The organism is Streptomyces griseoruber (assembly GCF_001514205.1).
In the GTDB taxonomy this organism is placed as follows: Bacteria; Actinomycetota; Actinomycetes; order Streptomycetales; family Streptomycetaceae; genus Streptomyces; species Streptomyces griseoruber.
Genome location: NZ_KQ948777.1, coordinates 152814 through 178894, shown reverse-complemented (window position 1 = coordinate 178894; position 26081 = coordinate 152814). Strand labels below are relative to the sequence as shown.

At 72.1% G+C, this 26081-nt stretch carries 28 protein-coding genes; 14 read left to right on the top strand and 14 right to left on the bottom strand.

Features of this window, described 5'->3' with window-relative positions; genetic code table 11:
* Window positions 1-416 precede the first annotated feature (416 nt).
* On the bottom strand, window positions 417-1361 hold the full coding sequence (locus tag AQJ64_RS32570) for an ROK family protein (RefSeq protein WP_055637644.1): 945 nt from the start codon (window positions 1359-1361) through the stop codon (window positions 417-419).
* 236 nt (window positions 1362-1597) lie between these two features.
* Here AQJ64_RS32570 and AQJ64_RS32565 point away from each other — a divergent pair, with 236 nt between their 5' ends.
* The gene (locus tag AQJ64_RS32565; protein WP_055637643.1) at window positions 1598-2635 is read left to right on the top strand and encodes a LacI family DNA-binding transcriptional regulator; all 1038 of its coding nucleotides are present in this window, start codon (window positions 1598-1600) and stop codon (window positions 2633-2635) included.
* 16 nt (window positions 2636-2651) lie between these two features.
* Complete coding sequence (locus AQJ64_RS32560) at window positions 2652-3389, top strand: hypothetical protein (RefSeq protein ID WP_055637642.1); 738 nt, start codon at window positions 2652-2654, stop codon at window positions 3387-3389.
* Between the two features lie 250 nt (window positions 3390-3639).
* On the opposite strand, the gene AQJ64_RS32555 is transcribed toward AQJ64_RS32560, so the two are convergent.
* The gene (locus tag AQJ64_RS32555) at window positions 3640-4944 is read right to left on the bottom strand and encodes a DUF6986 family protein (protein ID WP_055637641.1); all 1305 of its coding nucleotides are present in this window, start codon (window positions 4942-4944) and stop codon (window positions 3640-3642) included.
* 385 nt (window positions 4945-5329) lie between these two features.
* On the opposite strand from AQJ64_RS32555, the gene AQJ64_RS32550 reads away from it, so the two are divergent.
* On the top strand, window positions 5330-6088 hold the full coding sequence (locus tag AQJ64_RS32550) for an endonuclease/exonuclease/phosphatase family protein (protein ID WP_338060013.1): 759 nt from the start codon (window positions 5330-5332) through the stop codon (window positions 6086-6088).
* A 64-nt stretch (window positions 6089-6152) separates the two neighbouring features.
* Here the strand turns inward: AQJ64_RS32550 and AQJ64_RS32545 are convergent, their stop codons facing one another.
* The 4 genes from AQJ64_RS32545 to AQJ64_RS32530 form a co-directional block, all read right to left on the bottom strand.
* Window positions 6153-7115, bottom strand: coding sequence for an electron transfer flavoprotein subunit alpha/FixB family protein (locus AQJ64_RS32545; protein WP_055637639.1), 963 nt, complete (start codon window positions 7113-7115; stop codon window positions 6153-6155).
* A gap of 51 nt (window positions 7116-7166) precedes the next feature.
* Window positions 7167-7955, bottom strand: coding sequence for an electron transfer flavoprotein subunit beta/FixA family protein (locus tag AQJ64_RS32540; protein WP_055637638.1), 789 nt, complete (start codon window positions 7953-7955; stop codon window positions 7167-7169).
* Window positions 7956-8173: 218 nt separating this feature from the next.
* Window positions 8174-8683: a flavin reductase family protein gene (locus tag AQJ64_RS32535; RefSeq protein ID WP_055637637.1), complete on the bottom strand. Its 510-nt coding sequence runs from the start codon at window positions 8681-8683 to the stop codon at window positions 8174-8176.
* A 211-nt stretch (window positions 8684-8894) separates the two neighbouring features.
* Window positions 8895-9308, bottom strand: a complete 414-nt coding sequence (locus tag AQJ64_RS32530; RefSeq protein ID WP_055637636.1) for a TlpA family protein disulfide reductase — start codon at window positions 9306-9308, stop codon at window positions 8895-8897.
* 75 nt (window positions 9309-9383) lie between these two features.
* Here AQJ64_RS32530 and AQJ64_RS32525 point away from each other — a divergent pair, with 75 nt between their 5' ends.
* A complete protein-coding gene (locus AQJ64_RS32525) occupies window positions 9384-9800 on the top strand; it encodes a DUF4395 domain-containing protein (protein WP_055637635.1) in 417 nt (138 codons plus the stop codon).
* Window positions 9801-9985: 185 nt separating this feature from the next.
* Complete coding sequence (locus AQJ64_RS32520) at window positions 9986-10714, top strand: lysophospholipid acyltransferase family protein (RefSeq protein WP_055637634.1); 729 nt, start codon at window positions 9986-9988, stop codon at window positions 10712-10714.
* Between the two features lie 18 nt (window positions 10715-10732).
* On the opposite strand, the gene AQJ64_RS32515 is transcribed toward AQJ64_RS32520, so the two are convergent.
* The 4 genes from AQJ64_RS32515 to AQJ64_RS32500 form a co-directional block, all read right to left on the bottom strand.
* Window positions 10733-11329, bottom strand: coding sequence for a transglutaminase-like domain-containing protein (locus AQJ64_RS32515; RefSeq protein ID WP_055637633.1), 597 nt, complete (start codon window positions 11327-11329; stop codon window positions 10733-10735).
* An 88-nt stretch (window positions 11330-11417) separates the two neighbouring features.
* Window positions 11418-12488, bottom strand: a complete 1071-nt coding sequence (locus AQJ64_RS32510) for a threonine aldolase family protein (protein WP_055637632.1) — start codon at window positions 12486-12488, stop codon at window positions 11418-11420.
* Window positions 12485-13231: an SDR family NAD(P)-dependent oxidoreductase gene (locus AQJ64_RS32505; protein ID WP_055637631.1), complete on the bottom strand. Its 747-nt coding sequence runs from the start codon at window positions 13229-13231 to the stop codon at window positions 12485-12487. The genes AQJ64_RS32510 and AQJ64_RS32505 overlap by 4 nt, the downstream gene beginning before the upstream one ends.
* Window positions 13232-13266: 35 nt before the next feature.
* Complete coding sequence (locus AQJ64_RS32500) at window positions 13267-14664, bottom strand: DUF6421 family protein (RefSeq protein WP_055637630.1); 1398 nt, start codon at window positions 14662-14664, stop codon at window positions 13267-13269.
* A 259-nt stretch (window positions 14665-14923) separates the two neighbouring features.
* Here AQJ64_RS32500 and AQJ64_RS32495 point away from each other — a divergent pair, with 259 nt between their 5' ends.
* Complete coding sequence (locus AQJ64_RS32495; RefSeq protein ID WP_055637629.1) at window positions 14924-15607, top strand: glycerophosphodiester phosphodiesterase; 684 nt, start codon at window positions 14924-14926, stop codon at window positions 15605-15607.
* A 6-nt stretch (window positions 15608-15613) separates the two neighbouring features.
* Here AQJ64_RS32495 and AQJ64_RS32490 read toward each other — a convergent pair whose 3' ends face one another.
* Window positions 15614-16153 carry a GNAT family N-acetyltransferase gene (locus tag AQJ64_RS32490; RefSeq protein WP_055637628.1) on the bottom strand — a complete coding sequence of 180 codons (540 nt, stop codon included), beginning with the start codon at window positions 16151-16153 and terminating at the stop codon, window positions 15614-15616.
* A 111-nt stretch (window positions 16154-16264) separates the two neighbouring features.
* On the opposite strand from AQJ64_RS32490, the gene AQJ64_RS32485 reads away from it, so the two are divergent.
* Together AQJ64_RS32485 and AQJ64_RS32480 are read left to right on the top strand one after the other, a co-directional pair.
* Window positions 16265-16657 carry a VOC family protein gene (locus AQJ64_RS32485; RefSeq protein WP_055637627.1) on the top strand — a complete coding sequence of 131 codons (393 nt, stop codon included), beginning with the start codon at window positions 16265-16267 and terminating at the stop codon, window positions 16655-16657.
* A 134-nt stretch (window positions 16658-16791) separates the two neighbouring features.
* A complete protein-coding gene (locus AQJ64_RS32480; protein ID WP_055637626.1) occupies window positions 16792-17556 on the top strand; it encodes a VOC family protein in 765 nt (254 codons plus the stop codon).
* Between the two features lie 30 nt (window positions 17557-17586).
* On the opposite strand, the gene AQJ64_RS32475 is transcribed toward AQJ64_RS32480, so the two are convergent.
* Both AQJ64_RS32475 and AQJ64_RS32470 read right to left on the bottom strand, forming a co-directional pair.
* The gene (locus AQJ64_RS32475; protein WP_055637625.1) at window positions 17587-18132 is read right to left on the bottom strand and encodes a MarR family winged helix-turn-helix transcriptional regulator; all 546 of its coding nucleotides are present in this window, start codon (window positions 18130-18132) and stop codon (window positions 17587-17589) included.
* Window positions 18129-19823: an FUSC family protein gene (locus tag AQJ64_RS32470; protein WP_240512894.1), complete on the bottom strand. Its 1695-nt coding sequence runs from the start codon at window positions 19821-19823 to the stop codon at window positions 18129-18131. The genes AQJ64_RS32475 and AQJ64_RS32470 overlap by 4 nt, the downstream gene beginning before the upstream one ends.
* 162 nt (window positions 19824-19985) lie before the next feature.
* Between AQJ64_RS32470 and AQJ64_RS32465 the strand changes: the two genes are divergently transcribed.
* The 6 genes from AQJ64_RS32465 to AQJ64_RS32440 all read left to right on the top strand — a co-directional run bounded on the left by AQJ64_RS32465 (window position 19986) and on the right by AQJ64_RS32440 (window position 24507).
* On the top strand, window positions 19986-20579 hold the full coding sequence (locus AQJ64_RS32465; protein ID WP_059203225.1) for a DUF5134 domain-containing protein: 594 nt from the start codon (window positions 19986-19988) through the stop codon (window positions 20577-20579).
* A 92-nt stretch (window positions 20580-20671) separates the two neighbouring features.
* Window positions 20672-21607, top strand: a complete 936-nt coding sequence (locus tag AQJ64_RS32460; RefSeq protein WP_059203236.1) for a M56 family metallopeptidase — start codon at window positions 20672-20674, stop codon at window positions 21605-21607.
* A gap of 74 nt (window positions 21608-21681) precedes the next feature.
* Window positions 21682-22353, top strand: coding sequence for a phosphatase PAP2 family protein (locus tag AQJ64_RS32455; RefSeq protein WP_059203224.1), 672 nt, complete (start codon window positions 21682-21684; stop codon window positions 22351-22353).
* Window positions 22350-22898 (top strand): hypothetical protein, encoded by a 549-nt coding sequence (locus AQJ64_RS32450; protein ID WP_244902702.1) that lies wholly within the window; start codon window positions 22350-22352, stop codon window positions 22896-22898. Before AQJ64_RS32455 ends, AQJ64_RS32450 begins: the two co-directional genes overlap by 4 nt.
* A gap of 10 nt (window positions 22899-22908) precedes the next feature.
* Window positions 22909-23622 carry an HAD family hydrolase gene (locus AQJ64_RS32445; protein ID WP_055632634.1) on the top strand — a complete coding sequence of 238 codons (714 nt, stop codon included), beginning with the start codon at window positions 22909-22911 and terminating at the stop codon, window positions 23620-23622.
* Window positions 23623-23823: 201 nt separating this feature from the next.
* Window positions 23824-24507 (top strand): TetR/AcrR family transcriptional regulator, encoded by a 684-nt coding sequence (locus tag AQJ64_RS32440; RefSeq protein WP_055632633.1) that lies wholly within the window; start codon window positions 23824-23826, stop codon window positions 24505-24507.
* Here AQJ64_RS32440 and AQJ64_RS32435 read toward each other — a convergent pair.
* Window positions 24495-25997, bottom strand: a complete 1503-nt coding sequence (locus AQJ64_RS32435) for an LVIVD repeat-containing protein (RefSeq protein ID WP_055632632.1) — start codon at window positions 25995-25997, stop codon at window positions 24495-24497. The two genes, AQJ64_RS32440 and AQJ64_RS32435, sit on opposite strands and share 13 nt — an antisense overlap.
* Window positions 25998-26081 lie beyond the last annotated feature (84 nt).

The window sequence follows — 26081 nt, the reverse complement described above, 5'->3', positions numbered from 1 at the left end:
TTCTCCGCAGCGCCGGAGCCGCACGCGCCGCCTGGTCCGCTCGCTCTGCCGGACCTGTCGGCCCACCCGACCCGCCTGACCCACCCGGCCCACCCGACCCGCCTGACCCACCCGACCAACCCGACCCACCCGGCGCGCCCGGCGCGCCCGGCGCGCCCGATGCACCCGACCCGCCCGACCGTTCCTGCGGAACAGGACCTACCGCGGAAACGGCACCCTCAGGGCCGAGCGCCCCGCTCACGGCCCAGCGCCCCGCTCAAGGCACAGCAGCGCTCTCAGCGCAGAGCCCCGCGCTCGGAACCGAGCGCCGAGCTCATGGCAGAGCAGCGCGCTCACGACAGAGCGGCGCGCCCAGGGCCGAGCCGTGCCCTCAGGGCGGAACACCGCTCATGGCCGACTCCCGCAGCAGGCCCCCCTCACACCCGCACCGCCCCCGCCTTCGCCAGGGCCGCCGCGGCCGCCCCGACCAGCCCGGCGTCCGTTCCCATCTGGGCCGGGACCACCGTCAGGCGCTGGACGAAGGAGAGCGTGGCGTAGTCGGCGAGCGACCGGCGCAGCGGTGTGAAGAGGATGTCACCGGCCTTGCCGACTCCCCCGCCGATCACCGCGATGTCGATCTCGACGAGGGTCGCGGTGGCCGCGATGCCGGCGGCGAGGGCCTGGGCGGCCCGGTCGAAGGAGGCGACGGCCACCGGGTCGCCCGCGCGGGCGGCGGCGGCCACGGCGGCCGCGGAGGTGTCGCCGTCGGGGCCGGGCCGCCAGCCGTTCTCCAGGGCGCGCCGGGCGATGTTGGGGCCGCTGGCGATGCGCTCCACACAGCCGCGCGCCCCGCACGGGCAGGCATCGCCGTCGAGGTCGACGCTGATGTGGCCGATGTGACCGGCGTTGCCGGTGGGGCCCGGGTGCAGGCGTCCGCCGAGGACCAGGCCTCCGCCCACCCCCGTGGAGACCACCATGCACAGGGCGTTGTCGTGACCGCGGGCGGCGCCCTGCCAGTGCTCGGCCGCCGTGATCGCCACGCCGTCGCCGATCAGTTCGACCGGCAGGTTGCCGGTCGCGGCACGGACACGGTCGACGAGCGGGTAGTCGCGCCAGCCGGGCACGTTCACCGGGCTGACCGTCCCGGCGGAGGCGTCCACCGGACCGGCGCTGCCGATGCCGACGGCGTACACCCGCGGCCACAGCGGCGAGGCGGTCAGCTCCTTCAGCACCTCCTCGACAGCCGCCATCACGGTGTCGCCGTCCTCCTGCGCGGGTGTGGGCCGCTGTGCGCGGACCAGGATCGTGCCGTCGCCGTCCACCAGGGCTCCGGCGATCTTGGTGCCGCCCATGTCGAGCGCGGCCACGAGGTCGGTCTGCATCAAAGTCTCGGTTCTCCCCGTCAACCTTGGAAAAGGGGCCGGCCGGCCTGTGGTGGGGGACGTGGGCCGGAGTTTGTCGCTGGACAGTCTCTCCCGCATCTGACAACGTTGTCCAGGCTCTATGCTCGACGCCACATCCTCATACAGCCCCAGGGACCCATCCACCCCACCGGCAACAGCCTCCGCTCGCCGCCGGGGCCGCCGTCCCGTGGACGACAGGAACAGGACTCCGCATCGTGCCCGAGACGCCGCGCCGCCCCGACAGCCGTTACGGCAACCGTCCCACCATGAAGGACGTCGCGGCGCGTGCCGGGGTCGGACTCAAGACGGTCTCCCGGGTGGTGAACGGCGAGCCGGGGGTCACGCCCGAGACGGAGCGCCGCGTCCAGGAGGCCATCGACGCGCTGGGGTTCCGCCGCAACGACAGCGCGCGGGTGCTGCGCAAGGGGCGTACCGCGAGCATCGGTCTGGTCCTGGAGGATCTGGCGGACCCGTTCTACGGACCGCTCAGCCGCGCGGTGGAGGAGGTGGCCCGGGCCCACGGGGCGCTGCTGATCAACGGTTCCAGCGCCGAGGACCCGGACCGCGAGCAGGAGCTGGCCCTGGCGCTGTGCGCCCGCCGGGTGGACGGTCTCGTGGTGATCCCGGCCGGTGACGACCACCGGTATCTGGAGCCGGAGGTCAAGGCGGGCGTGGCGACGGTGTTCGTGGACCGTCCGGCGGGGCAGATCGACGCCGACTGTGTGCTGTCGGACAACTTCGGCGGGGCCCGCGGAGGCGTGGCCCATCTCATCGCGCACGGGCACCGGCGGATCGGTTTCATCGGCGACATGCCGCGCATCCACACCGCCGCGGAGCGGCTGCGCGGGTACCGGACGGCGATGGAGGACGCGGGGATAGAGGTGGCGGACACCTGGGTCTCGCTGGGCACCACCGATCCGGACCGGGTGCGCCGGGCGGCCGAGGAGATGCTGTCCGCTCCCGAGCCGGTGACGGCGGTGTTCTCGGGCAACAACCGGGTGACGGTCACGGTGATCCGGGTCCTCGCGGAGCGGGCCCGCCGGGTGGCGCTGGTGGCCTTCGACGATCTGGAGCTGGCCGATCTGCTGGAGCCGGGGGTGACCGTGGTCGCCCAGGACGCGGCGGCGCTCGGCCGGACCGCCGCGGAGCGGCTGTTCCGGCAGTTGGAGGGCACGCTCGTCGTCCCGGAGCGCATCGAGCTGCCGACCCGGCTGATCGCCCGCGGTTCGGGGGAGCTGCCGCCCGCGGACTGAGGCAGACTGGGCACCGATGGACGAACGCCCGGAACACCGCACGCTGGAGGCGCTGGGTCTGGCTCGTGCGCCGCGCGACCATCCGCTCGGCTATCCGGGTGTGTGGCCGGCCGAGTCGGGTCTGCTCGCCGGTGATCTGCTGCTGCCCCTGGACCGCCTCACGCATCCCGGCCGCAGCCCGGTCCTGGCTGTCGGCTCCAACGCCTCTCCGGGGCAACTGCGGCACAAGATGGCGGTGTTGGGGATCACGTCTGCGATCCCGATGGTGCGGACCCGGGTGACCGGTGTCGACGTCGGTGTCTCGGCGCACGTCAGCCGTCTGGGGTACATGTCCGCTTCCCCCGTCGACTCCCCCGGTGCGGCACGGGAGTTGTTCGTCATCTGGCTGGACGACGAGCAGCTCGCCGCCGTCGACGCGACCGAGCCGAACTACGACCGGGTCGTCCTGCCCGCACCCCGGTTCCGGGTCGAGCTGGAGAGCGGCGAGACACTCGACGACGTGTTCTCGTACGTGAATCGCCACGGCGTCCTGCACAACGGCCGCGGCTCCCCGCGCAGTCACCCCGGCCAGCGCCCCCTCATCACCGAACTCCTCGGCGCATCAGCAGCGTTGAGACGGCTCTTCGGTGCGACACCGGAGGAGTTCGTGGCCCGTGCCCGTGCCGACGCGCGGCTCTGCGAGCGGGGTACACGGCTGTTCGCGGAGGAGAACCGGGTGACACGCTCCGGGCTGGAGCACCTGCGATCGAGCTAGTGCCGCGTCCCGCAGCGTTCGCCCTGTGGGCCACTTCGCGCAGCCGTTGAGGAGGGAGCCCCGGCCTGTCACAGCGTTGATCGGTCTCACCTCCTCGAATGCGCAGTGGTGCACGGCGGCGGCGAAGCTGTCACGGAGGTGGTCACCGAGAAGTTCGCCCACCACGCCCGCGACCGGTTCGCCAGGCGAAGTCCGCACGGGATGGGGCCCGTTCGTCCCCGCCGACACCGCCGACAAGGCCGGGCCGCGGTCAGGGTGCGGAAGCCGTCAGATCGCCTCGTCGAGGGGCCGCGAAGCCCTCCAGGGCCGCCCGGGACAGCCCGGTCGCGTCGGTCACCTCGGCGGGGTCGAGGGCGCCGCAGTCCAGGCCGCGCAGCAGATAGCCGCTGAGGGCCTTGGCGGTGGCCGGTTCGTCCATCACGTCGCCGCCGGCCCGCCTCGCGTAGCGGGCGAGGCGCTCGGCGGCCTGGGTGAACCCCTCGCGGTAGAAGGCGTAGACGGCCGCGTAGCGGGTGGGGAGGTGGGCGGGGTGCATGTCCCAGCCCTGGTAGTAGGCGCGGGCCAGGGCGCGGCGGGTGAGGCCGTAGTGCAGCCGCCAGGCGTCGTGGACCTTCGGTGTCGGGCCGACGGGCAGGACGTTGGTGGAGCCGTCCGAGACGCGTACGCCGGTGCCGGCCGCGGCGACCTGCATGACCGCCTTGGCGTGGTCGGCGGCCGGGTGGTCGCTGGCCTGGTAGGCGGCGGAGACGCCGAGGCAGGCGCTGTAGTCGAAGGTGCCGTAGTGCAGGCCGGTGGCGCGGCCCTCGGCGGCCTGGATCATCCGGGCGACGGTCGCGGTGCCGTCCGTGGCGAGGATGGCCTGGCTGGTCTCGATCTGGATCTCGAAGCCGAGTCGGCCGGGCACGAGGCCGTGTGCCTTCTCGAAGGCCTCCAGGAGCCGCACCATGGCGGTGACCTGCTCGGGGTAGGTGACCTTCGGCAGGGTCAGTACCAGGCCCTCGGGCAGGCCGCCGGCCGCGAGCAGGCCGGTGAGGAAGATGTCGAGGGTGCGGATGCCGCGGTCGCGGACGGCGGCCTCCATGCATTTCATGCGGATGCCCATGTACGGGGCCGCCGTGCCCTTGGCGTACGCCTCGGCGACGAGCCGGGCGGCGCGGGCGGCGGTCTCGTCCTCCTCGGGGTCGGGGCGGGGGCCGTAGCCGTCCTCGAAGTCGATGCGCAGGTCTTCCACCGGCTCGCGTTCGAGTTTGGCCCGCACGCGCGTGTGGACGGGTCCGGCGAGTTCGCCGGAGAGGCCGAGGCAGGCGGCGAAGGAGGTGGCGTCGGGGGCGTGTGCGTCGAGGGCGGCGAGGGCGCGGTCGCCCCAGGAGCGGAGGGTGTCGGCGGTGAAGGCGTCCGCGGGGACGTAGACGGTGTGGATGGGCTGGCGGGTGCCGGGGTCGCCGGGGTAGCGGCGGTCGAGTTCTGCGTCGACGGGGGCGAGGGAAGCACTGATCTCCTCGCTGACGGCGCCCGCGAGGCTCGTCACCACCGTCTCCTGCTGGCCCTGGCCCATCCCGCAGCCTCCATTTTCCGTATGCCGGAATCAACAATCCGTAGAACGAAGTTATCCGTGGTTGTTCCGGGGGGTCAACACCCCGTCCACGCCCTGGTCACCTCACGCACACCGCTGTCCTGTGTGCTCACCGAGCCATGGTCCCGTGTGATCACTTCCGCACCTTCCCCCTCTTCCGCACGGACCCTCACACCTTCATCCTGGCTCACGAGGCGAGAGGGGACACATGACAGGCACCACGGGGCCGACGCGGCGGACGGGGCTGAGAGCGATGGTCGCGTCAGCCGTCGCGGTTCCCCTGCTCGCCACGGTCGGGGCGGCCGAGCCGCGCCGGTCGGTGCCGGCACCGGCCCGGAAGCCGCGCCCCGTGCCGCCGCTGAGGATCATGACGTTCAACCTCCGGGTCCCGGTCGACCAGGACGGCAACAGCTGGGTCCACCGCCGCCCGGTGATGCGGGCGCTGTTACGGGAGACCGCGCCGCATGTGATGGGCACCCAGGAGGGGCAGTTCAAGCAGCTCCAGGCCGTCCGGGCCGACATGGGCCCGCACTACGACTGGATCGGCACCCCCGGCAGCGGTGACGAGGAGTCGGTGGCGATCTACTACGACCTCCGTCGGCTCGAGCCGCTCGAACACGATGTCTTCCGGCTCTCCGACACGCCGAACGTACCGGGCTCCAACACCTGGGGGGCGGCCTTCCCCCGGCTGGTGACCCGGGTGCTCTTCCGCGACCGGCAGGAGCCGGGACGGGAGTTCCACGTCCTCAACACGCATCTCGACCACCGGAGCGCGTACGCGCGGGTGCGGGCGGCCGGGCTGATCGCCGAGCGGATCAGGGGGCTCGGCCCCTCCCGTCCGGTCCTGCTGACCGGCGACTTCAACGCCGTCGCCCACACGGACCAGGCCTACGGCACCCTGCTGGACTCCGGTCTCGTCGACACCTGGGACACCGCGCGGGAGAACGGTCCGGTGTTCGGGACGTTCAACGGCTGGAAGGCGCTCCAGCCGGACGGGGACCGCATCGACTGGATACTGTCGACCCCCGATGTCAGGGTCCACCGGGCGTGGGCCGACCCGTTCACCGTGAACGGCCGCTATCCGAGCGACCATCTGCCGGTGCTGGCGTCGGTGAGCCTGCAGTGAACGCCCGAGGCCCCCGTGACCGCTGGGGTCACGGGGGCCTCGGGCGACTGCGCCGATCGGGTGATCAGCCCTTGCGGGCCTTGATCTCCTCGGTGAGCTGCGGGACGACGTCGAAGAGGTCGCCGACGATGCCGTAGTCGACCAGGTCGAAGATCGGGGCCTCGGCGTCCTTGTTGACGGCCACGATGGTCTTCGAGGTCTGCATGCCGGCGCGGTGCTGGATGGCGCCGGAGATGCCGTTGGCGATGTACAGCTGCGGCGAGACGGACTTGCCGGTCTGGCCGACCTGGTTGGTGTGCGGGTACCAGCCGGCGTCCACCGCGGCGCGGGAGGCGCCGACGGCCGCGCCGAGGGAGTCGGCGAGGGCCTCGATGATCGCGAAGTTCTCGGCGCCGTTGACGCCGCGGCCGCCGGAGACGACGATCGCGGCCTCGGTCAGCTCCGGACGCCCGGTCGACTCACGGGCGGTGCGGCCGGTGACCTTGGTGCCGGTGGCCTGCGCGGAGAAGGACACCGCGAGGGCCTCGACCGCGCCGGCGGCCGGGGCGGCCTCGACGGCGGCGCTGTTGGGCTTGACGGTGATGACCGGGGTGCCCTTGGCGATGCGGGACTTGGTGGTGAAGGACGCGGCGAACACCGACTGGGTGGCCACCGGGCCCTCGTCGCCGGCTTCGAGGTCGACGGCGTCGGTGATGATGCCGGAACCGATGCGCAGCGCCAGACGGGCGGCGATCTCCTTGCCCTCCGCGGAGGACGGGACCAGGACGGCGGCCGGGGAGACGGCGGCGACGGCGGCCTGCAGCGCGTCCACCTTCGGTACGACGAGGTAGTCGGCGTACTCGGACGCGTCGTGCGTGAGGACCTTGACCGCGCCGTGCTCGGCGAGCGCGGCGGCGGTGTTCTCGGCACCGGCGCCGAGCGCGACGGCGACGGGCTCGCCGATCCGGCGGGCCAGGGTCAGCAGCTCGAGGGTCGGCTTGCGGACGGCACCGTCCACGTGGTCGACGTAGACGAGGACTTCAGCCATGGGATTGCTCTCCTGCGAAACGAAGTTGAGGGGCGGTCGGCGTGTCGAGCCTTAGATGAACTTCTGGCTCGCGAGGTACTCGGCGAGCTGCTTGCCGCCCTCGCCCTCGTCCTTGACGATCGTGCCGGCGCTGCGGGCCGGGCGCGCGGAGGCGTCCTCGACCTTGGTCCAGGCGCCCTCCAGGCCGACCTCCTCCGCCTCGATGTCGAGGTCGGACAGGTCCCAGGCCTGGACCGGCTTCTTCTTGGCCGCCATGATGCCCTTGAAGGACGGGTAACGGGCCTCGCCCGACTGGTCGGTGACCGACACGACCGCCGGGAGGGAGGCCTCGAGCTGCTCGGAGGCGGCGTCGCCGTCGCGGCGGCCCTTGACCGTGCCGTCCTCGACGGAGACCTCGGAGAGCAGGGTGACCTGCGGGACGCCCAGGCGCTCGGCGAGCAGGGCGGGGACGATACCGGCGGTGCCGTCGGTGGAGGCCATGCCGGAGATCACCAGGTCGTAGCCGGCCTTCTCGATCGCCTTGGCCAGCACCAGCGAGGTGCCGATGGCGTCGGTGCCGTGCAGGTCGTCGTCCTCGACGTGGATCGCCTTGTCCGCGCCCATCGACAGCGCCTTGCGCAGCGCGTCCTTGGCGTCCTCCGGGCCCACCGTGAGAACGGTGATCTCCACGTCGTCGTCGGAGTTCTCGGAGATCTGCAGCGCCTGCTCGACGGCGTACTCGTCGAGCTCGGAGAGCAGACCGTCCACGTCGTCCCGGTCGACGGTCAGGTCATCGGCGAAGTGCCGGTCGCCAGTGGCGTCGGGCACGTACTTCACAGTGACAACGATCCTCAAGCTCACGCCGGCTCTCCTACTGCATCGTCAGTTCTCGGCTGCCTTCCGTCAGGCAGCATAGGCGCCACAAGCGGCCGATCCCGATCGGGGCGGCCCGCGCTCCGAACGAAATATTACTCGTCAGTACACCCAGTTCCTGCCCGCTAAGCAAGCGCTTTGAACTGTGACCTCTGCAACGCAGCGTAACCGGAACTCGACGGCTTCGCAGGAGAGCCGGACAGTGATCAATCCCGCAGGGCGGTGAACCGGCCCTGGTGGTAGAGCAGCGGCCGGCCCGCGCCCGCCGGGTCGCCGAGGACGACCTCGGCCAGCACGATCCGGTGGTCCCCGGCGGGGACGCGTGCGACGACCCGGCACACCAGCCAGGCGAGGACGTCGTCGAGAACGGGGACGCCCTCGGGGCCCTCGCGCCAGGCGGTGGGCGCGCCGAAGCGGTCGGCGCCGCTGCGGGCGAAGGTGGCGGCCAGCTCCTGCTGGTGCTCGCCGAGCAGATGCACGCCCACGTGCTCCGCCCGGGATATCGCGGGCCAGCTGGAGGCGCCCGTGCCGACACCGAAGGAGAGCATCGGGGGTTCGGCGGAGACGGAGGTGAGGGAGGTGGCGGTGAAACCGACCGGGCCGGAGGCACCCGGAGCGGTGATCACGGCGACTCCCGCGGCGTGCCGGCGGAAGACGGAACGCAGGAGGTCGGGGGAGGCGAGCCGGGAGGTGCCGAGGTCGGGCGAGGCCGTCATGGAGTTGTCGTCCTTCTGGAGGGAGCGGCGGGAGGGTCCGGAGGCTGTCAACGGCCCGGACAGCGCGCGCTCGCGGTACGGAGCAGGTCGACGTGGACCCGTCCGTGGAGAAGGAGTTCCTCTGGCATGGGGTCAGGCTGACGATAGGTGGTCTGCCCAGTCAAGTACGTTCCGGAATCTGAAAGGTGGCTCACCCTCAGCCGACGGCAGGTCACACGGCCTCCCCCAGAGCGGCGATGACGTCGGCCCTGCGGGGCTGTCCGGTGGCGCGCCGGACGATCCGGCCGTCGGCGTCGAGGACCAGGACGGTCGGGGTCTTGAGGATGTCGAGTTCACGGACGAGGTCCAGATGCGCCTCGGCGTCGATCTCGACGTGGGTGACGCCGGGCACCATGTCCGCCACTTCGCCGAGGACCCGGCGGGTGGCCCGGCAGGGGGCGCAGAAGGCGCTCGAGAACTGCACGAGCGTGGCCCGCTCCCCCAGCGCGCCGCCGAGCCGGTCGGCACCGAGCCGTTTTCCGTCGTCGCGCCCGCGCACCCGCACCCTCCCGCTCCGCCGCCGCTGCAGCACTCCGTAGGCGCTCGCCGCCGCGAGCACCACCACGCACACCACCACTCCGGTCACGAGCTGCTCCAGCGTTCATGAGACTGAAAAGATTCCCCGCACCACGAACCGATTCTTCTGAGGAATGCTCGATCCATGGACATCGATGTGAGAGGCCCGCGCCTCGGGGCCGCCGTCACGACCGTAGTACTGGCGGTCGTGCTGGTGACCGGCAGTGTGTGGCTGCTGGCCTGGCAGACGCTGGCGTTCGCCCTGGGCGCCGCGGGCGGGGTGGGGCGTTCTCCGTACGGCTGGGCGTTCCGCAGGATCGTACGGCCGCGGCTCGGGCCGCCGACGGAGTTCGAGTCGCCGGAGCCGCCGCGGTTCGCGCAGGCGGTGGGGCTGGTCTTCGCCGCCGTGGGACTGGTGGGCCTGGCGCTGGGTCCCGGCTGGCTGGGGCTCGCGGCGACCGGTGCGGCGCTCGCGGCCGCCTTCCTCAATGCCGCTTTCGGGTACTGCCTGGGCTGCGAGTTGTACCTGCTCGTGCGGCGGGTGGCGGTGCGCGCGCAGTAAAGGCGGCTTAAAAGACCGAGGTGGATCACGGGGCGGAGTGACGAGGATCTCGTCGCCATGGGGCACGGGGACTGGCCCCCCGGCCGTTCTTCGGGCACGATCTGCGAGATGCCGTAAACCTACGGCAGCGTAACTTTGCCCGAGGGGAACCCCTTCCCGGGCAGAAGGAAGGGTCTGCGCCGCCCATGGCAGAGCTTGTCTACCGTCCCGCCGTCGGCCTCGCCCTGACGCTGTTCAAGGCCTGGGATCTCAAGATCGACTGCAAGGGGTCGGAGAACATCCCGCGCTCGGGCGGTGCCGTGCTGGTGAGCAATCACATCAGCTACCTCGACTTCATCTTCGACGGCCTGGCCGCGCTCCCGCAGAAACGTCTCGTTCGCTTCATGGCGAAGGAGTCCGTCTTCCGCCACAAGATCTCCGGTCCGCTGATGCGCGGGATGAAGCACATCCCGGTGGACCGCAACCAGGGCGAGGCGGCCTACCAGCACGCGCTGGCCTCGCTGCGCTCGGGCGAGATCGTCGGGGTGTTCCCCGAGGCGACCATCTCCCAGTCGTTCACGCTGAAGAGCTTCAAGTCGGGTGCGGCGCGGCTCGCGCAGGAGGCGGGCGTCCCGCTGATCCCGATGGCCGTGTGGGGGACGCAGCGGCTGTGGACGAAGGGCCACCCGCGCAACTTCAAGCGGAGCCACACCCCGATCACCATCCGCGTCGGCGAGGCGATCGAGGCGTCCAAGGACAAGTACGCGGGCGCGATCACCCGTCAGCTGCGCGAGCGCGTCCAGGAGCTGCTGGAGGCCGCCCAGCGCGCCTACCCGGTCCGCCCGAAGGACGCGAACGACACCTGGTGGATGCCGGCACATCTCGGCGGTACGGCGCCGACGCCGGAGCAGGTCCGGGCGGCCGAGGCGCACTGACGCCGGCCGTAAGGCGCCTCAGGTCAGCCCGGCGGGAAGCGTCTCCCAGAGGTGCGGCCGGTCCGGGGCGGCCCTGAGCGCGTCCAGCACCGCCGGGTGCGGTGCCGCGTACAGCACCGGATAGTCCAGCTCGCCCGCCTCCCGCTCCGGGAGGAAGGCGAGCCGTTCGCCGTCCAGGGAGAACCGCGCGTCCACCCCCGGCTTGTTGCCGCGCGGGTCCTGACGGTGCCAGGCGCCGTGGAAGCGTACGGCGACCAGCCCGTGCACACAGTGCCCCGCGCCGGCGTCGTGCGCGAGGCGCTGGTAGCACAGCGCCGTGGGGATGTCCTCGGCCCGCAGCAGCGCGGTGAGCGCGTGGGCCTTGGCGTAGCAGATGCCCGTGGCCCGCTCCAGCACGTCGGAGGCGCGCCAGGTGACGCGCGGATCGCCGGAGTCGTGCGAGTGGGGAATGGTGTCGCGCACGAACTCGAAGGCCAGGCGCGCATAGGCATACGAGTCCATGGCGTCCTTGGCGAGCCGTGCGGCGGTCTCCCGGACGAGCGGGTGATGGTGGTCGATGACCTCGTCGGCGGCCAGATAGGCGGACAGGTCGGGGGTTTCCTGGATCAGCTCCATGATCGGAGAGCATAGGAACGCGGCCACCCGATCGTCAATAATCTTTCGAGTGACCGCATACCTATGCATGATCCCTGCCGGGCCGGCGTCAGTGCGCCATCTCCTCCTTGACCGCCGCGACGAACGCGTCCACGTCCTCCTCGGTGGTGTCGAAGGCGCACATCCAGCGCACGACGCCCGCGGCCTCGTCCCAGAAATAGAACCGGAACCGTTTCTGCAGCCGCACACTCACCTCGTGCGGGAGCCTGGCGAAGACCCCGTTGGCCTGGACCGGGTGGAGGATCTCCACGCCGTGCACCGCGTGTACGCCCTCGGCCAGCCGTTGGGCCATCTCGTTGGCGTGCCGGGCGTTGCGCAGCCACAGGTCCTTCGCAAGCAGCGCTTCCAGCTGCACGGACACAAACCGCATCTTGGAGGCGAGCTGCATGGACAGCTTGCGCAGGTGCTTCATGCGGCGGACGGCGTCCTGGTTGAGGACGACGACCGCCTCGCCGAAGAGAGCGCCGTTCTTCGTCCCGCCGAGGGAGAGGATGTCGACGCCGACCGCGTTGGTGAAGGTCCGCATCGGGACGTCCAGGGAGGCGGCCGCGTTGGCTATGCGGGAACCGTCCAGGTGCACCTTCATGCCGTGCGCATGGGCGTGGTCGCAGATCGCGCGGATCTCGTCCGGCGTGTAGAGGGTGCCGAGCTCCGTGCTCTGGGTGATCGAGACGACCTGCGGCATCGCGCGGTGCTCGTCCTCCCAGCCCCAGGCCTGCCGGTCGATCAGCTCCGGGGTGAGCTTGCCGTCGGGGGTGGGGACGGTGAGCAGCTTCAGGCCGCCCATCCGCTCCGGAGCACCGCCCTCGTCCACGTTGATATGGGCGCTCTCGGCGCAGATCACCGCTCCCCAGCGGTCGGTGACCGCCTGGAGCGCGACGACGTTGGCGCCGGTGCCGTTGAAGACCGGGAACGCCTCGGCCGTGGCGCCGAAGTGGCTGCGGACGATCCGCTGGAGGTTCTCCGTGTAGTCGTCCTCGCCGTACGCGACCTGATGGCCGCCGTTGGCCAGGGCCAGGGCGGCCATCACCTCCGGGTGGGCCCCGGCGTAGTTGTCGCTGGCGAAACCGCGGACCTCCGGGTCGTGATGGCGACGGGCGTCGGTCTTCGGGGGGTTCACGGCTTCTCGGTGAGCCACAGACGCTGTCCGTTCACTTCGGAGGCGGGCTTGTCCCAGACGCCGGCGATCGCCTCGGCGAGGTCCGTGACATCGGTGAAGCCCGCGAACTTCGCGTTGGGCCGGTCCGCGCGCATCGCGTCGTGCACCAGCGCCTTCACCACCAGGATGGCAGCCGCGGAGGTGGGTCCCGCGGCGCCCCCGGCCTTGTGGAAGGCGTCCGCGAGCGCGAGGGTCCAGGCCTCGGCGGCGGCCTTGGCGGCGGCGTAGGCGGCGTTGCCCGCGGTGGGATGCGAGGCACCGGCCGCGCTGATCAGCACGTACCGCCCGTGCTCGCTGCGCTGCAGGCCCTCGAAGAACGCCAGTGACGTGTGCTGCACGGTCTTGACGAGCAGCAGTTCGAGGAAGTCCCAGTCGTCCAGACTCGTCTTGACGAACGTCTCGCTGCCGCGCCAGCCGCCGACGAGGTGGACCAGTCCGTCGATCCGGCCGAAGTCCTTCTCCACGCGGTTGGCCCAGTCACGGGTGGAGTTCAGGTCGAGCAGGTCGACGGTGTCGCCGGTGACGGTGGCGCCGCCGGCCTCGTAACGGGCGTGGTCGACGGCCTCCGCCAGGCGCTCGGGGTCGTTGTCCGAGCCGACGACGGTCGCGCCCGCGCGGGCGAGCCGGAGCAGTGCCGCACGGCCGGCGGGTCCCCCCGCGCCGGCCACCGCGATCACCGCACCGTTGAGAGCGCCGTTCCCCATCCTTGCCTCCTGCTGAGCGGTGTCCGTACGGTCGCTCACGCGGCGACCCTCTCGGCGCTGTCCGCCGTGATGCCCCTGGTGGAGGCGATCACGTTCTTGAGCTTCTTGGACAGTGCCTCATAGAACATGCTCAGCGGAAACTCGTCGGGAAGCACGTCATCCACGAGTTTGCGCGGCGGCTGCGAGAGATCCAGGGCGTCGGGGCCCTTGGCCCAGCGGGAGCCCGGGTGCGGGGAGAGGTAGGTGGAGACCAGCTCGTAGCCGGCGAACCAGTGGACCAGCTTGGGGCGGTCGATGCCGTCGCGGTACAGCTTCTCGATCTCGGCGCACAGCTCGTTGGTGACCTGCGGGGCGCGCTGCCAGTCGATGTGCAGCTTGTTGTCGGTCCAGCGGACGACGTCGTGCCGGTGCAGGTAGGCGAAGAGCAGCTGGCCGCCGAGGCCGTCGTAGTTGCGGACGCGCTCGCCGGTGACCGGGAAGCGGAACATGCGGTCGAAGAGGACCGCGTACTGCACGTCACGGGCCTGCGGGACGCCGTCGGCCTCGAGCTTCACGGCCTCCTTGAAGGCGGTGAGGTCACAGCGCAGCTCCTCCAGGCCGTACATCCAGAACGGCTGGCGCTGCTTGATCATGAACGGGTCGAAGGGCAGGTCGCCGTGGCTGTGGGTGCGGTCGTGGACCATGTCCCACAGGACGAAGGCCTCCTCGCAGCGCTTCTGGTCGTGGACCATGGCGGCGATGTCCTCGGGGAGCTCCAGGCCCAGGATGCCGACGGCGGCGTCGGTGACCCGGCGGAAGCGGGCGGCCTCGCGGTCGCAGAAGATCCCACCCCAGGAGAAACGTTCCGGCGCCTCCCGGACGGCGATGGTCTCCGGGAAGAGCACGGCCGAGTTGGTGTCGTAGCCGGAGGTGAAGTCCTCGAACTTGATGCCGCAGAACAGCGGGTTGTCGTAGCGGGTGCGCTCCAGCTCGGCCAGCCAGTCCGGCCAGACCATGCGCAGCACGACCGCCTCGAGGTTGCGGTCCGGGTTGCCGTTCTGGGTGTACATCGGGAAGACGACCAGGTGCTGGAGGCCGTCGGCGCGGTTCGCGGCGGGCTGGAAGGCCAGCAGCGAGTCGAGGAAGTCCGGCACCTCGAAGCCGCCCTCGGCCCAGCGGCGCAGGTCCTTCACCAGGGCCCGGTGGTAGTCGGCGTCGTGCGGGAGCAGCGGGGACAGCTCCTCGACCGCGTCGATCACCTCCTCCACGGCCTGCTCGGCCTCGGCGCGCTCGGGGGCGTCGACGGCGGTGAAGTCGACCGATCCGTCCTTGGACTGCCAGGGGCGGATCCGCTCCACGGCATCCTTGAGCACGGGCCACGCCGGGTGCTCCACCACCCTGGTGCCGGGAGGAACCCGCTCCCCCGTCGCCGCCTGCACAAGAATTTCCGTCATGTCCCATCCTCCACGGGAGAACCTCGCGTATGGACACCGTATGCATACGAGGTTTCCTCCAGCAAGGGGGACTGCCGGAAATTATCCTGCGCACCCACGGGTTCACGTGAGTTTTTCCTGTCCGACATCGGAGGAGTGACTGGTTCCGCTCAGGGCGGGTACCCGCTGCGACCAACGGCATCTACACGTGTCCATGACGAGCCCGGGCCGTTAGGCTGCGGATCTGCGCACCCGCTCGTCGACGGAAGCGAGTCCCGTCTTGAACTTCGTCACCATCGGTCATCGCGGCGTCATGGGTGTCGAGCCCGAGAACACCCTCCGCTCGTTCGTCGCCGCCGAGGAAGCCGGCCTCGATGTGATCGAACTCGATCTGCATCTGAGCAAGGACGGCGCCCTGGTGGTCATGCACGATCCGGACGTGGACCGTACCACCGACGGGACGGGACCCATCGCCGACCAGACGCTCGCGGAGCTGAAGACCCTGGACGCGGGGCGCGGGGAGCGCGTGCCGGTGTTCGAGGAGGTCCTGGACGCCGTGACGCTGCCGCTGCAGGCCGAGATCAAGGACGTGCAGGCGGCGCGGGCCCTGGCCGAGGTGCTGCGCGACCGGGATCTGGTGGGCCGGGTGGAGGTGTCCTCGTTCCACGACGAGGCGGTGGCCGAGATGGCCCGGCTGGTCCCCGGCGTACGCACCGCGCTGATCGGCAGCCGCTTCGGCCTCGACATCGTTTCCCGGGCCGCGGACGCCGGGGCGACGACCGTGTGCCTGAACCTGCGGCGCCTCACCCTGGAGATCGTCGAGGAGGCCCGCAGACGGGATCTGCGGATCATCGGCTGGGTCGTCAACACCCAGTACCAGCTGCGGCTGGTGCGCGCGCTGGAGCTGGACGGCGCGACCACCGACTACCCGGAGATCAGACGCACGGGGCGCTTCACCGCGTGAGGCGGGTCAGGACAGCGGCTTGACCAGCAGCTCGAACTGGAGGTCGTCGCGCTGCGGGATGCCGAAGCGCTCGTCGCCGTAGGGGAAGGGCGTCATCCGTCCGGTGCGGCGGTAGCCGCGGCGCTCGTACCAGGCGATGAGGTCGTCGCGTACGGAGATCACCGTCATGCGCATCTCGGTGGCGCCCCAGACCTGGCGGGCCTGCCGCTCGGCCTCGGCGAGGACGATCCTGCCGAGACCGCCGCCCTGGGCCGTGGGGCTGACCGCGAACATGCCGAAGTAGGCGTGGTCACCCCGGTGTTCGAGCTGGCAGCAGGCGACGATCCGACCGTCCCGCTCGACCGTGAGCACCCGTCCGTCGGCCGACCCGATGATCTCCAGAACCCCCTGGGGGTCCGTGCGTTGGCCCTGGAGGATGTCCGCCTCCGTGGTCCAGCCGGCCCTGCTCGACTCCCCGCGGTAGGCCGACTCGACCAGCGCGACCAGCTCGTCCACATCGGCGTCGGTGGCGTCACGGAAGGTGGGGGCGGTGGCGGCGGTGTCCATGCGGGCGGTCTCCGGTGTGTGGCGCGGCTGGGACTCGGACGAGGGTATCCCCACCCGCGCCGGGCCCGTCCGGCCGCTCGGCACGGCGGCGGGCCACTAGGCTCCCGGCGCATGGTGCATGTACTCAGCAGCAGGGTCCTCCTCCGCCCCACCGACCCCGAACGCTCGCGTGCCTTCTACGGCGAACAGCTCGGCCTCGCGGTCTACCGCGAGTTCGGTACGGGGCCGGAGCGCGGGGTCGTCTACTTCCTCGGCGGCGGTTTCCTGGAGCTCTCGGGGCGCTCGCGGACGCCGCCGGAGCCTGCCGTACGGCTGTGGTTGCAGGTCGCGGACGTGACGGCGGCGCATGAGGAGCTGCGGGCGAAGGGGGTCGCTGTCGTGCGGGCGCCGGTGACGGAGCCGTGGGGGCTGGTGGAGATGTGGATCGAGGATCCGGACGGGACGCCGATCGTGGTGGTGGAGGTGCCGGCGGATCATCCGATCAGGTATCGGCCGGGGATCTGAGGCAGTCCGCCGACTCGGTCGGCGGGCGCGCCCCTGGGGGGTGATGCCGGCCCCTGTCGCATGCGTGAGCGGATGCCGGGGCGGCAGGGCGGGCTTAGCGTGCTGGAGGGGTCCCCTTTTCTGGAAGGAACGTCATGAAGCTCGACGCGCCCGTGCCCGGCGGGCCCTGCTGGGCCGAGCTGGGGACCAGTGATCCGGAGGCGGCGAAGCGGTTCTACGCGGAGCTGTTCGGCTGGCGTGCGGAGACGGATCCCCGGCAGGAGGCCGGCGGCTACACCGTCGCGCACCTCGGCGAGGCGGCCGTCGCCGCGCTGACCCCCCTGTACCAGAAGGCGCAGCCGTGCGCCTGGAACGTGTCCTTCGCGGTGACCGACGCCGATGTCAGCGCACGGCTGGTCACCGAGGCCGGCGGCAAGGTGCTGGTCGGCCCGATGGACATCTTCGACGTGGGCCGTTTCGTGGTCGCCCTCGATCCGGGCGGAGCCGCGTTCCAGCTGTGGCAGGCGCGGGCCTTCCCGGGCGCGGGACTGTTCAACGCTCCCGGTTCGCTCGGCTGGGTGGAGCTGCTGACCCGCGACCCGGACCGGGCGGAGACCTTCTACACCACCGTCTTCGGCTGGACCGTGAGCCCGTCGGAGAACTATCTGCAGTGGGGGGTCGGTGGCGCCGACTTCGGCGGCATGATCAGGATGGACGAGACGTTCCCGCCGGAGGTGCCGCCGCACTGGCTGCCGTACTTCGCGGTGGCCGACGTGGACGCCTCCGCCGCCACGGCGACGGCTGCGGGCGGCACCGCGCCGATGGAGCCCACGTCGGTGCCCGACGGCCCGCGGATCGCCGTACTGAGGGATCCGCAGGGCGCGGTGTTCGGGGTGTACCGGGCGGGGGACGAGGGGTGAACCCCGGCGTCCGGAACGCCGGTTGACGCCTCAGGCCCGGACGGTCCGCATGTGCCCTTCCAGGCGGCTCAGCAACTCGCCCAGCAGCCCGGCCAGTTCGCCTTGGCGATCACGGTCGAGGGCGGACAGCACGGCCCGCTCGTAGGCGAGTTGCTCGGGGAGGACGGCGTCGACGAGGTCGCGGCCGGCGTCCGTGAGACGCAGGTGCGCGACGCGGCGGTCGCGGGTGTCGCCCCGGCGTTCCACCAGGCCGCGTTCGGTGAGCTGTTTGAGGCGTTTGGTGACGGCGGCTCCGGAGGAGAAGGTCTCCCGGGCCAGGTCGCCGGGGGTCAGTTCATGGCCGGTGCGGCGCAGTGCGCCGAGCAGGTCGAACTCGGGGCGGCTCAGGCCCGCCCGGCGCAGGGGCGCGTCCTCGGCCTGCTGGAGCAGGGCGGCACAGCGGTTGACACGGCCGATGATCTCCATGGGCCCGGTGTCGAGGTCGGGCCGCACCGCCTGCCACTGCCCCACCACCGTCGCGACGGTGTCCCTCCTCGCCCCGTCCCCGGCCGCCGCTGGTCCCCGCGTCGCCGTCATCGCCGTACGCCCTCCGCTCTCGTGGTCGCCTCCCGGCCCGGGGACAGGCCCCGGTGCCGTACCGTCGCGGCGAGCGTACGGTGTCCGGACCGCTCGGCCGCCACGACCCGCTCCTCGGGCAGGGCGCGCCGCCGCCACTCGCCGGACGCCGTGTCGGCGGTGGCCCGCAGGTCCACCAGCGCGGCGGCGAGGGCGCGGCGGGCGGACTCCAGGGGCACGGCGGGGGCGGGCTGCGGCTGCGCCAGGAGGCGCGCGGCGCGGTCACGGGCCTCCGACACGGCCGTCAGGGACCGCTCCAGGCGGTCGCCGGAGCGGCGGTTGGTGACGGCGACCGCGGCGACGAAGCCGACGGCCGCGCCGACGAGGGTGTCCACCAGTCGCTCGGTGATCAGCCGGCCCGCGTCCTGGTAGTGGGCGAACTCGGTGATGAGCAGGGCCATCGGGGTCACACAGACGCTGCCGAGCCAGTAGTTGCGGCTGATCAGCGCCTCCGCACCGAAGTTGAGGGCGAGGCAGACCAGGACCAGGACCGCCTGGTGGAGGTGGGCGAGGGGGACGAGCGCGGCGAAGGCGAGGACGCCGGCGAGATTGCCCACGACGCGCTGGACGGCACGGTTCCAGGTGAGGGTGACGTTCGCCTGGTAGAGAGAGGCGGCGGTGACCAGGGCCCAGTAGGGGCGGCCGACGCCGAGGGCGAGGGAGGCGTATCCGGCGAGGGCGCAGCCGAGGGCGGTGCGGGCCGCGATGGGGGCGAGCGGGCCCAGCCTGTGCCACAACGACGGTTGACCGGTGGCCGGTTCGGCGGCGATGCCGAGGAGTTCGTCGTCGGGGAGGTCGTCGGGGTGAGGGACCGGGCCGGTGCCGTGCAGGGCGCGGGCCCAGGTCCGCAGGCGTTCCGGGTCGGTGTCGGCGGGGGCGGCGAGGGCGGTCTCGGCGCGGACGAGGAGCCGTTCCAGGGCGCGGTGGGTGTCCTTGCGGCGCTCGGCGGGCCGCGGGCCCGGGGTGCGGGCGGCGAGCAGGGTCTGCCAGGCCGCGTGGACGGCGGCGGCAGCGGCGGCGCGGGCGCGGCCCTCGGCGGGGCCGTACGGCGGCGTCCCGTGCGTCCCCGTCGCGTGGGCGGCGACGTATGCGGCGGTCGTGCGCAGGGCGTGGGCGGTGGCCCGGCGCTCCGGGCCGTGCGGGCGCAGCAGCCCCGGCGCCATGCCGATCAGCCAGGCCCAGGAGCCCGCGGCGAGCGCCAGGCCCAGATGGCCGGGGATCCGGCCGAGGGTCTGCGGGGTGAACAGCGCGGCGGAGCTGACGAAGGTGAGGACGACGTTGGCGGGCGGTCCGAGGCGGGTCGCGTCGCAGAGCGCCTTCTGGGCGGCGGCCAGCAGCGCGCCGACGGTGACCAGGAGCACCGGGTCCGCGGTGAGCGCGGACGCCAGGAGCGCGAGGGCCAGGCCGCCGGTCATGCCCAGGACCACCAGGGCGAGGACCCGGGCGCGGGCGGCGTAGGGGCGGTTGTGGGCGTACAGGGCGCACAGGGACCCGGCCATCGTGTACGCCGCCAGGTCGAGCCGGCCGAGCGCCAGCAGGACCAGGTTCGGCGGGGCGACCGCGGCGACGACGCTCAGGGCCGGCTTGAACCAGATGTCGGAGGGACGGCCGAGGCTCAGTACGCCGGCCAGCGGGAGGCGGGGTCCGGGCATGCTCATCAATTTAGCACGTGTTTTACTCGTAAAGAATCGCTGGATCATCGCTCACCCGGCGTGCTCCCTCGAGTGCTCCCCGTGTACATCGTTGCGCCGCGTGCGCGCCGCGTGCCGTGGGCATCGCAACTCTCGACGCGACCGTCGAGCGGGGAGGTGCGCGTGCACGGACCGACTTCGCCCGGCTGGCTGCTGGTCACGCTGTGTACGGCGACCGGTGCCTACTGTCTGCTGCGGATGCGCAGCCATGTGGAGGAACAGCGCAGAGCCGCCGGCGGCGAGGCGCTCATGGGGTTCGGGATGGCGGTGATGGCGGTGCCGCCGCCGGTGTTCACCCCGCCCCCGTGGGCCTGGCCCGCGTATGCGGCGGTGTTCGGCGCGGCCGCGCTGCGGGCCCTGTGGGCGGCGCGTACGCACACCCATCATCTGCATCACCTGGTGGGCACCTCGGCGATGGTCTACATGGCGGTCGCGACGGCCCTCTCGCCGTCCCACGCGCACGCGCACGGCGCGGCCGCCTCGGGCGTCCCGCTCCTCACGGGCGTGCTGCTGCTGTACTTCGCCGGATACGTCCTCCTCTCGGGGGCGCGGCTGCTGCCGGCGACGGGGGCGTCCGTGGCCGGCGGGGGCGGTGGGGCCGGGAGCGTTCCCGGGTCCGCCGGGGGCGCCCTCGGCTGGAGCGACCGTCCCGAGCTGGCGCGGGCGTGCCGGCTGTCGATGGGGATCGGGATGGTGGCGATGCTGCTGACCATGTGAGGCCCGGCTGCACCCAACTCGGCCGTGGCCTGCGTCACTTTGCCGGGACAAGCCGTACCCCTGAGCGGTGAGCCGCTCATAGGGTGCTGCTCATGATGGTCCCCGCGGTCCTGCTGCTGCTCGGCGCCCTGGCCGCGGTCGGGGCGCCCCGGCTGCTCGCCCGGGCCGACTGGCCGGACCGTGAACCGGTGGTCGCCCTGTGGGCGTGGCAGTGCGTGGTGGCGGCGGTCCTGCTGTGCTGTGCGCTGTCGATGACGCTCAGCGCGGCGGCGGCCTGGCAGGCGGTACGCGGGCATGTCTTCGCTCCGGCGCCGCGGGCAGTCGTGGATGCCTACACGCTTGGCCCGACCGGCCCCTGGGCGGCTGCCACCGCGGTGGCGCTGGCCGGTGCCGGGCTGTGGAGCGGGGCGATGCTGGTACGGGAGGTGGCGCGTGCCCGGACCCGCAGTCGGACCCGCCGGGCCGAACTGCGGCTGCGCGCACCGCTGTTGCCGGGTGAGGAGTCGGCGGCGGGACGGCTCGTCGTCCTGGAGGGCGAGCGGCCCGACGCCTGGTGGCTACCGGGTGCGGCACCCCAACTCGTCGTCACCACGGCAGCGTTGCAGCGCCTGAAGGGGCGCCAGCTGGATGCCCTGCTCGCGCACGAGCAGGGTCACGCGCAGGCCCGGCACCACTGGCTGCTGCACTCGTCGTCCGCGCTGGCCACCGGGTTCCCGCAGGTACCGGTGTTCGCGGCGTTCCGCGACGAGATGCACCGGCTGGTGGAACTGGCCGCCGACGACATGGCGTCCCGGCGGTTCGGCCGGCTGACCACCGCGCTGGCCCTGGTCGAGCTCAACGAGGACCGCGGGGTGTTCGGCCCGTCCCCCACCCCCCAGGCCCATGTCCCGCAGCGGGTGCACCGCCTCCTCACACCCCCGGACCGGCTCCCCACGGCCCGCAGACTGCGCCTGACCGCGGCAGCCTCACTGGTACCCGTGATCCCGGTGCTGGTGGCCCTGGTACCGGGGCTGAGGGCACTGGGCTGAGGATGCCCCCGGGCCCGCCCCCCCCTGACGCCCCGGGTTGGCCTCTGACCCCCCGGGTCGGCGAGGATCGCATCATGCACACCCGGTCCGTCGACTCCCCGCACCGTCCGCCGGCCCAGCGCACGGCCGCCCGCCTCGCCGCGGTCCTCGGCCTGTGCTCGGTCGTCCTTCTCGTCCTGGTCGCGGCCGAGTGGCACCCCCTGATGTCCGTCGACGGCGACCTCGCCCGCACGACCCACCGCTGGGCCCTGGCCGAGCCCGGCTTCACGCATGTCTGCCGCATCCTCACGGACTGGGTGTGGGATCCGGTGACGATGCGACTGCTGGGGGCCGCGGCGGCCCTCTGGCTGGTGTGGCGGTACGCGGCCTGGTGGACGGCGGGCTGGCTGGTGGTCACGTCGGCGGTGGGGACGCTGGTCCAGCAGGGCCTGAAGGCGGCGGTCGACCGCGACCGCCCGGTCTGGCCCGACCCCGTCGACTCCGCCCACTACCAGGCGTATCCCTCCGGCCACGCCCTGACCGCCACGGTGGTCCTGGGCCTCCTCCTGTGGCTCCTGCACCGCCACGGCGTGAGCCGCCCGGTATGGCGTGCGGCCGTGACGGTGGCGGTCGTCTCCGTGGTCGGCGTGGGCCTGACCCGGATCTGGCTGGGCGTCCACTGGCCCTCGGACGTCCTCGGCGGCTGGCTGCTGGGCGCCCTGCTGGTGGTGGTGGCCGTCATGGCGCACCGGCGCCGGCACCCGTGAGCGTGCCGCCGTACCCCTCCGGCGGGCCGTACCCCTCCGGCGGGCCGTACCCCTACGTCGGGCCGGAGGACATCCGGCGGGCCGTCCCAGCGGGCGCCGAGGGGTACGCCGTGCGCGACCTCGCCGGCCTGACCGCGTTCGCGGCGCAGGACGAGGAGCCGTACACGTACGTCGTCGGGCTGGACGGATGGCTGCGCCTGGCCCCTCGGCGCAGCGAGCACGTGGCCTGTGCGGGCGGCGGGGCCGTGCTCGGCGCGGGTGAGATCTCGTTCAGCCGCACCGGGCGCGGCTGGGAGGTCCACGAGGTCAGCAACCAGTCCACCGGCTACTGCCCCGACCCCGACTGCTGGCCGGCGGTCGCGGCGGCCCTGGACCGGGCGGGCGTCGCGCGGCCCGACGGGTTCACCCACGCCCTGGTGTTCCGGCGCTGCGAGCGGTGCCGGGAGATCAACGTGGTGCGGGAAGGGGTGTACGTCTGTGTCTTCTGCGAGGAGGAGCTGCCCCTCTTGTGGAACATGGCCCCGCGAGATCCTCCGGGTTCCTAGGATCGAGCGCATGAGCGCCGTTCTGTTCGACTTCTCCGGGACCCTCTTCCGGGTCGAGTCCGCCGAGGCCTGGTTGCGTGCCGTGCTGGAGGAGGCCGGGGCCGGGCTGCCGGAGGAAGAGGTGGCCGCCACCGCCCGGGCACTGGAGGTGGCCGGGGCGCTGCCGGGCGGGGCGAGTCCGGGACGGGTGCCCGAGGAGGTGGCCGGGGTGTGGCGGGTGCGGGACGAGAGTGCCGCGGCGCACCGGGCGGCGTACACCGGGCTGTCCCGTCAGGTGGCCCTGCCGGACCCGGGGCTGCACGACGCGCTGTACGACCGGCACATGACCCCGGCGGCCTGGGCGCCGTACCCCGACGCCCTCGAAGTACTGAGCGGGCTGCGGGAGTCGGGGATCGGGGTGGGCGTGGTCAGCAACATCGGCTGGGACCTGCGGCCGGTGTTCCGCGAGCACGGGCTCGACCGGTTCGTCGACACGTATGTGCTGTCGTACGAGCACGGGGTGCAGAAACCGGACCCCCGGCTGTTCGCGGTGGCCTGCGAGGCCCTCGGGGTCGATCCGCGCGCGGCCCTGATGGTCGGGGACGACCGGCGGGCGGACGGCGGGGCGGCGGCGCTGGGCTGCGCGGTGCACTTCGTGGACCATCTCCCGGCGGCCGAACGGCCGGACGGACTGCGCCCGGTCCTGGACCTGGTGGGCCGCGGCCGGGAGGCGGGGAAGCGGTAGCCGGGCCGGCAGGCCCGAGCCGGGCCGCCGCACCTTCACAGGTCGGTAGCCCGAGGCCACCATCGGGGCGGAGGCGCGCCCACTCTGGACGATCCCCCGCGTCGCCCAGAGCGGGCGGCAGCCCGGATCCGCTCCGTGCGGAGCTGTCCGGGATGCCCTGAGTATAGTTGGCTGATAGCCAGTCAACGCAGGAGTTACAGGATGTCCCCGCGCAGCGCCTCGGTCAATGAAGAATTGCGGCGGCGTTCGCGGGAGCGGCTGTTGCAGGCGGCCCTGGAGCTGGTGAGCGAGCGGGGATACGAGGCGACGACGCTCGGCGACATCGCGGACCGGGCGGGTTCGGCCCGGGGGCTGGTGTCGTACTACTTCCCCGGCAAGCGGCAGTTGGTGCAGTCGGCGGTGCACCGGCTGATGCACCGTACGCTCGAGGAGGCCCTGGAGCGGGAGCCGTGCACCGAGGACGGCCGGGAGCGGATGGCGCGGGCCATCGACGCGATCCTCCAACTGGCCCGGGACCGTCCGGTGCTGATGCGTCAGCACATGGCCGGGCTGCTCCAGGCCGAGGGGTTCGTGCAGTGCCCTGAGCAGCAGCGGCTGGCCGAGCTGCTACGGGAGACCTCCGCCCGGCACGGCTCGCGGGACGTCGACCACGACTATCCGATGCTGCGTTCCCAGCTCATGGGCGCCGTGTACGCGCTGGTGCTGCCCAACGTGCCGTTGCCGCTGGCCACGTTGCGCGCGGAGCTGTTCGAACGCTACCGGCTGGACTGGGAGTCGGGGGTCCCGCCGGACGCCGAGGCGCCCGGCGGGAGGTGCGACGCGGATCTGTCGCGCTTCTTCGCGACGGAGCCGTCCGCCGAGTCCGGCGGGGATCAGTCGAAGTAGTCCGGCTGGGTCTGGACGTTGAGCTCCCGCAGGTGGATCCGCTGGGCCGGATCCGTGCGCCGGTCGCTGAGCTTCAGCACGTCGAAGCCCTTGGTGATGTCGTTGGAGTAGATGTAGCCGTTGTAGTAGTACGCCGACCACGCGCCGCCGACCGACAGCGTCGTCGTGCTGACCGGGCCGCGCTCGAACCAGGCGATCTCCTTCGGGGCGGAGGAGTCGGTGAAGTCCCAGACCGAGACGCCGCCCTGGTACCAGGCCTGGACCATGATGTCCTTGCCCTTGACCGGGATCAGCGAGCCGTTGTGGGCGACGCAGTTCTCGGTGTCCGCCTGGTGGCGGGGGATCTTGTAGTAGCTGCGGAAGACGAGCTTGCGCTTGTCGCCCTTGCCGACGATGTCGTAGATGCCGTCGGCGCCGCGGTTCGGGCCGATCGCCGCGTTGCAGGTGGCCGCTCCGCCGCCGCCCAGTTCGTCGGTGAAGACGACCTTGTTCGCCTTCTGGTTGAAGGTCGCCGAGTGCCAGAACGCGAAGTTCACGTTGTCCTGCACCTGGTCGATGACCTTGGGGTTCTCCGGGTCCTTGATGGAGAAGAGGATGCCGTCGCCCATGCAGGCGCCGGCCGCGAGGTCCTTCTCCGGGAGCACCGTGATGTCATGGCAGCCGGTGGTCTTGGACACGCCCGGGTTGGTGGGCGAGCCGGGGTTGCCGCCGCCGTCCGGGCCCTCGCCCGGGAAGAGGACGGGGAAGTTCACGACCGCCGCCGTCTCGGGCGCCTTGCGCGGCACCTTGATGACGGAGATGCCGTCGTGCGGGGGCTGGCAGTCGGGGTAGCTGGCGCTGGGCGAGTACGAGGAGACATAGATGTAGACGTTCTTGCGCTCGGGCACCAGGCTGTGGGTGTGCGAGCCGCAGGCGGTCTCGACGGCGGCGACGTACTTGGGGTTCTGCTTGTCGCTGATGTCGAAGACCTTCATGCCCTCCCAGGACGACTTCTCGGTCGCGGGCTGCGTGGTGCTGTTGCAACTGCTGTCGCTGCGCGAGGAGTCGGTGGAGAGGAAGAGCAGGTCTCCGGAGACGGAGATGTCGTTCTGCGAGCCGGGGCAGAGCACCTGGGAGACGGTCTTCGGGGACTTCGGGTTGCTGATGTCGAAGATGCGGAAGCCGTCGTAGTTGCCGGCGAAGGCGTACTTCCCCTGGAAGGCGAGGTCCGAATTGATGCCGGACAGCGCGTCCTTGGGGATGTTGGTGAGGTGCTCGATGTTGTCGGAGTGGACGATCTCGTCCTGTCCGGGTATCTCGCCGTCCGCGATCGCGGCGGCGGCCCCGGCCTGGGCGCTTCGGGAGATCTCGCGCTCCGCGGCCGGCCCGTCCCCCGGGTCGGGGGTGGCGGCAGCCGGGACCGCCGTGAGCAGCGCGGCCAGGAGCCCGGTACAGGCGGCGGCGGCGCCGAGCCGTCTGCGCCGCGTTCGGGGATCGTTCAACAGGGTCACTGCGTCCTCCCTCGTTGGCCGTTCCTGTGGAACGGTTCACGGTCCCCTGAAGTATCGTCTTCATCATGCACATATCAAGGGCTG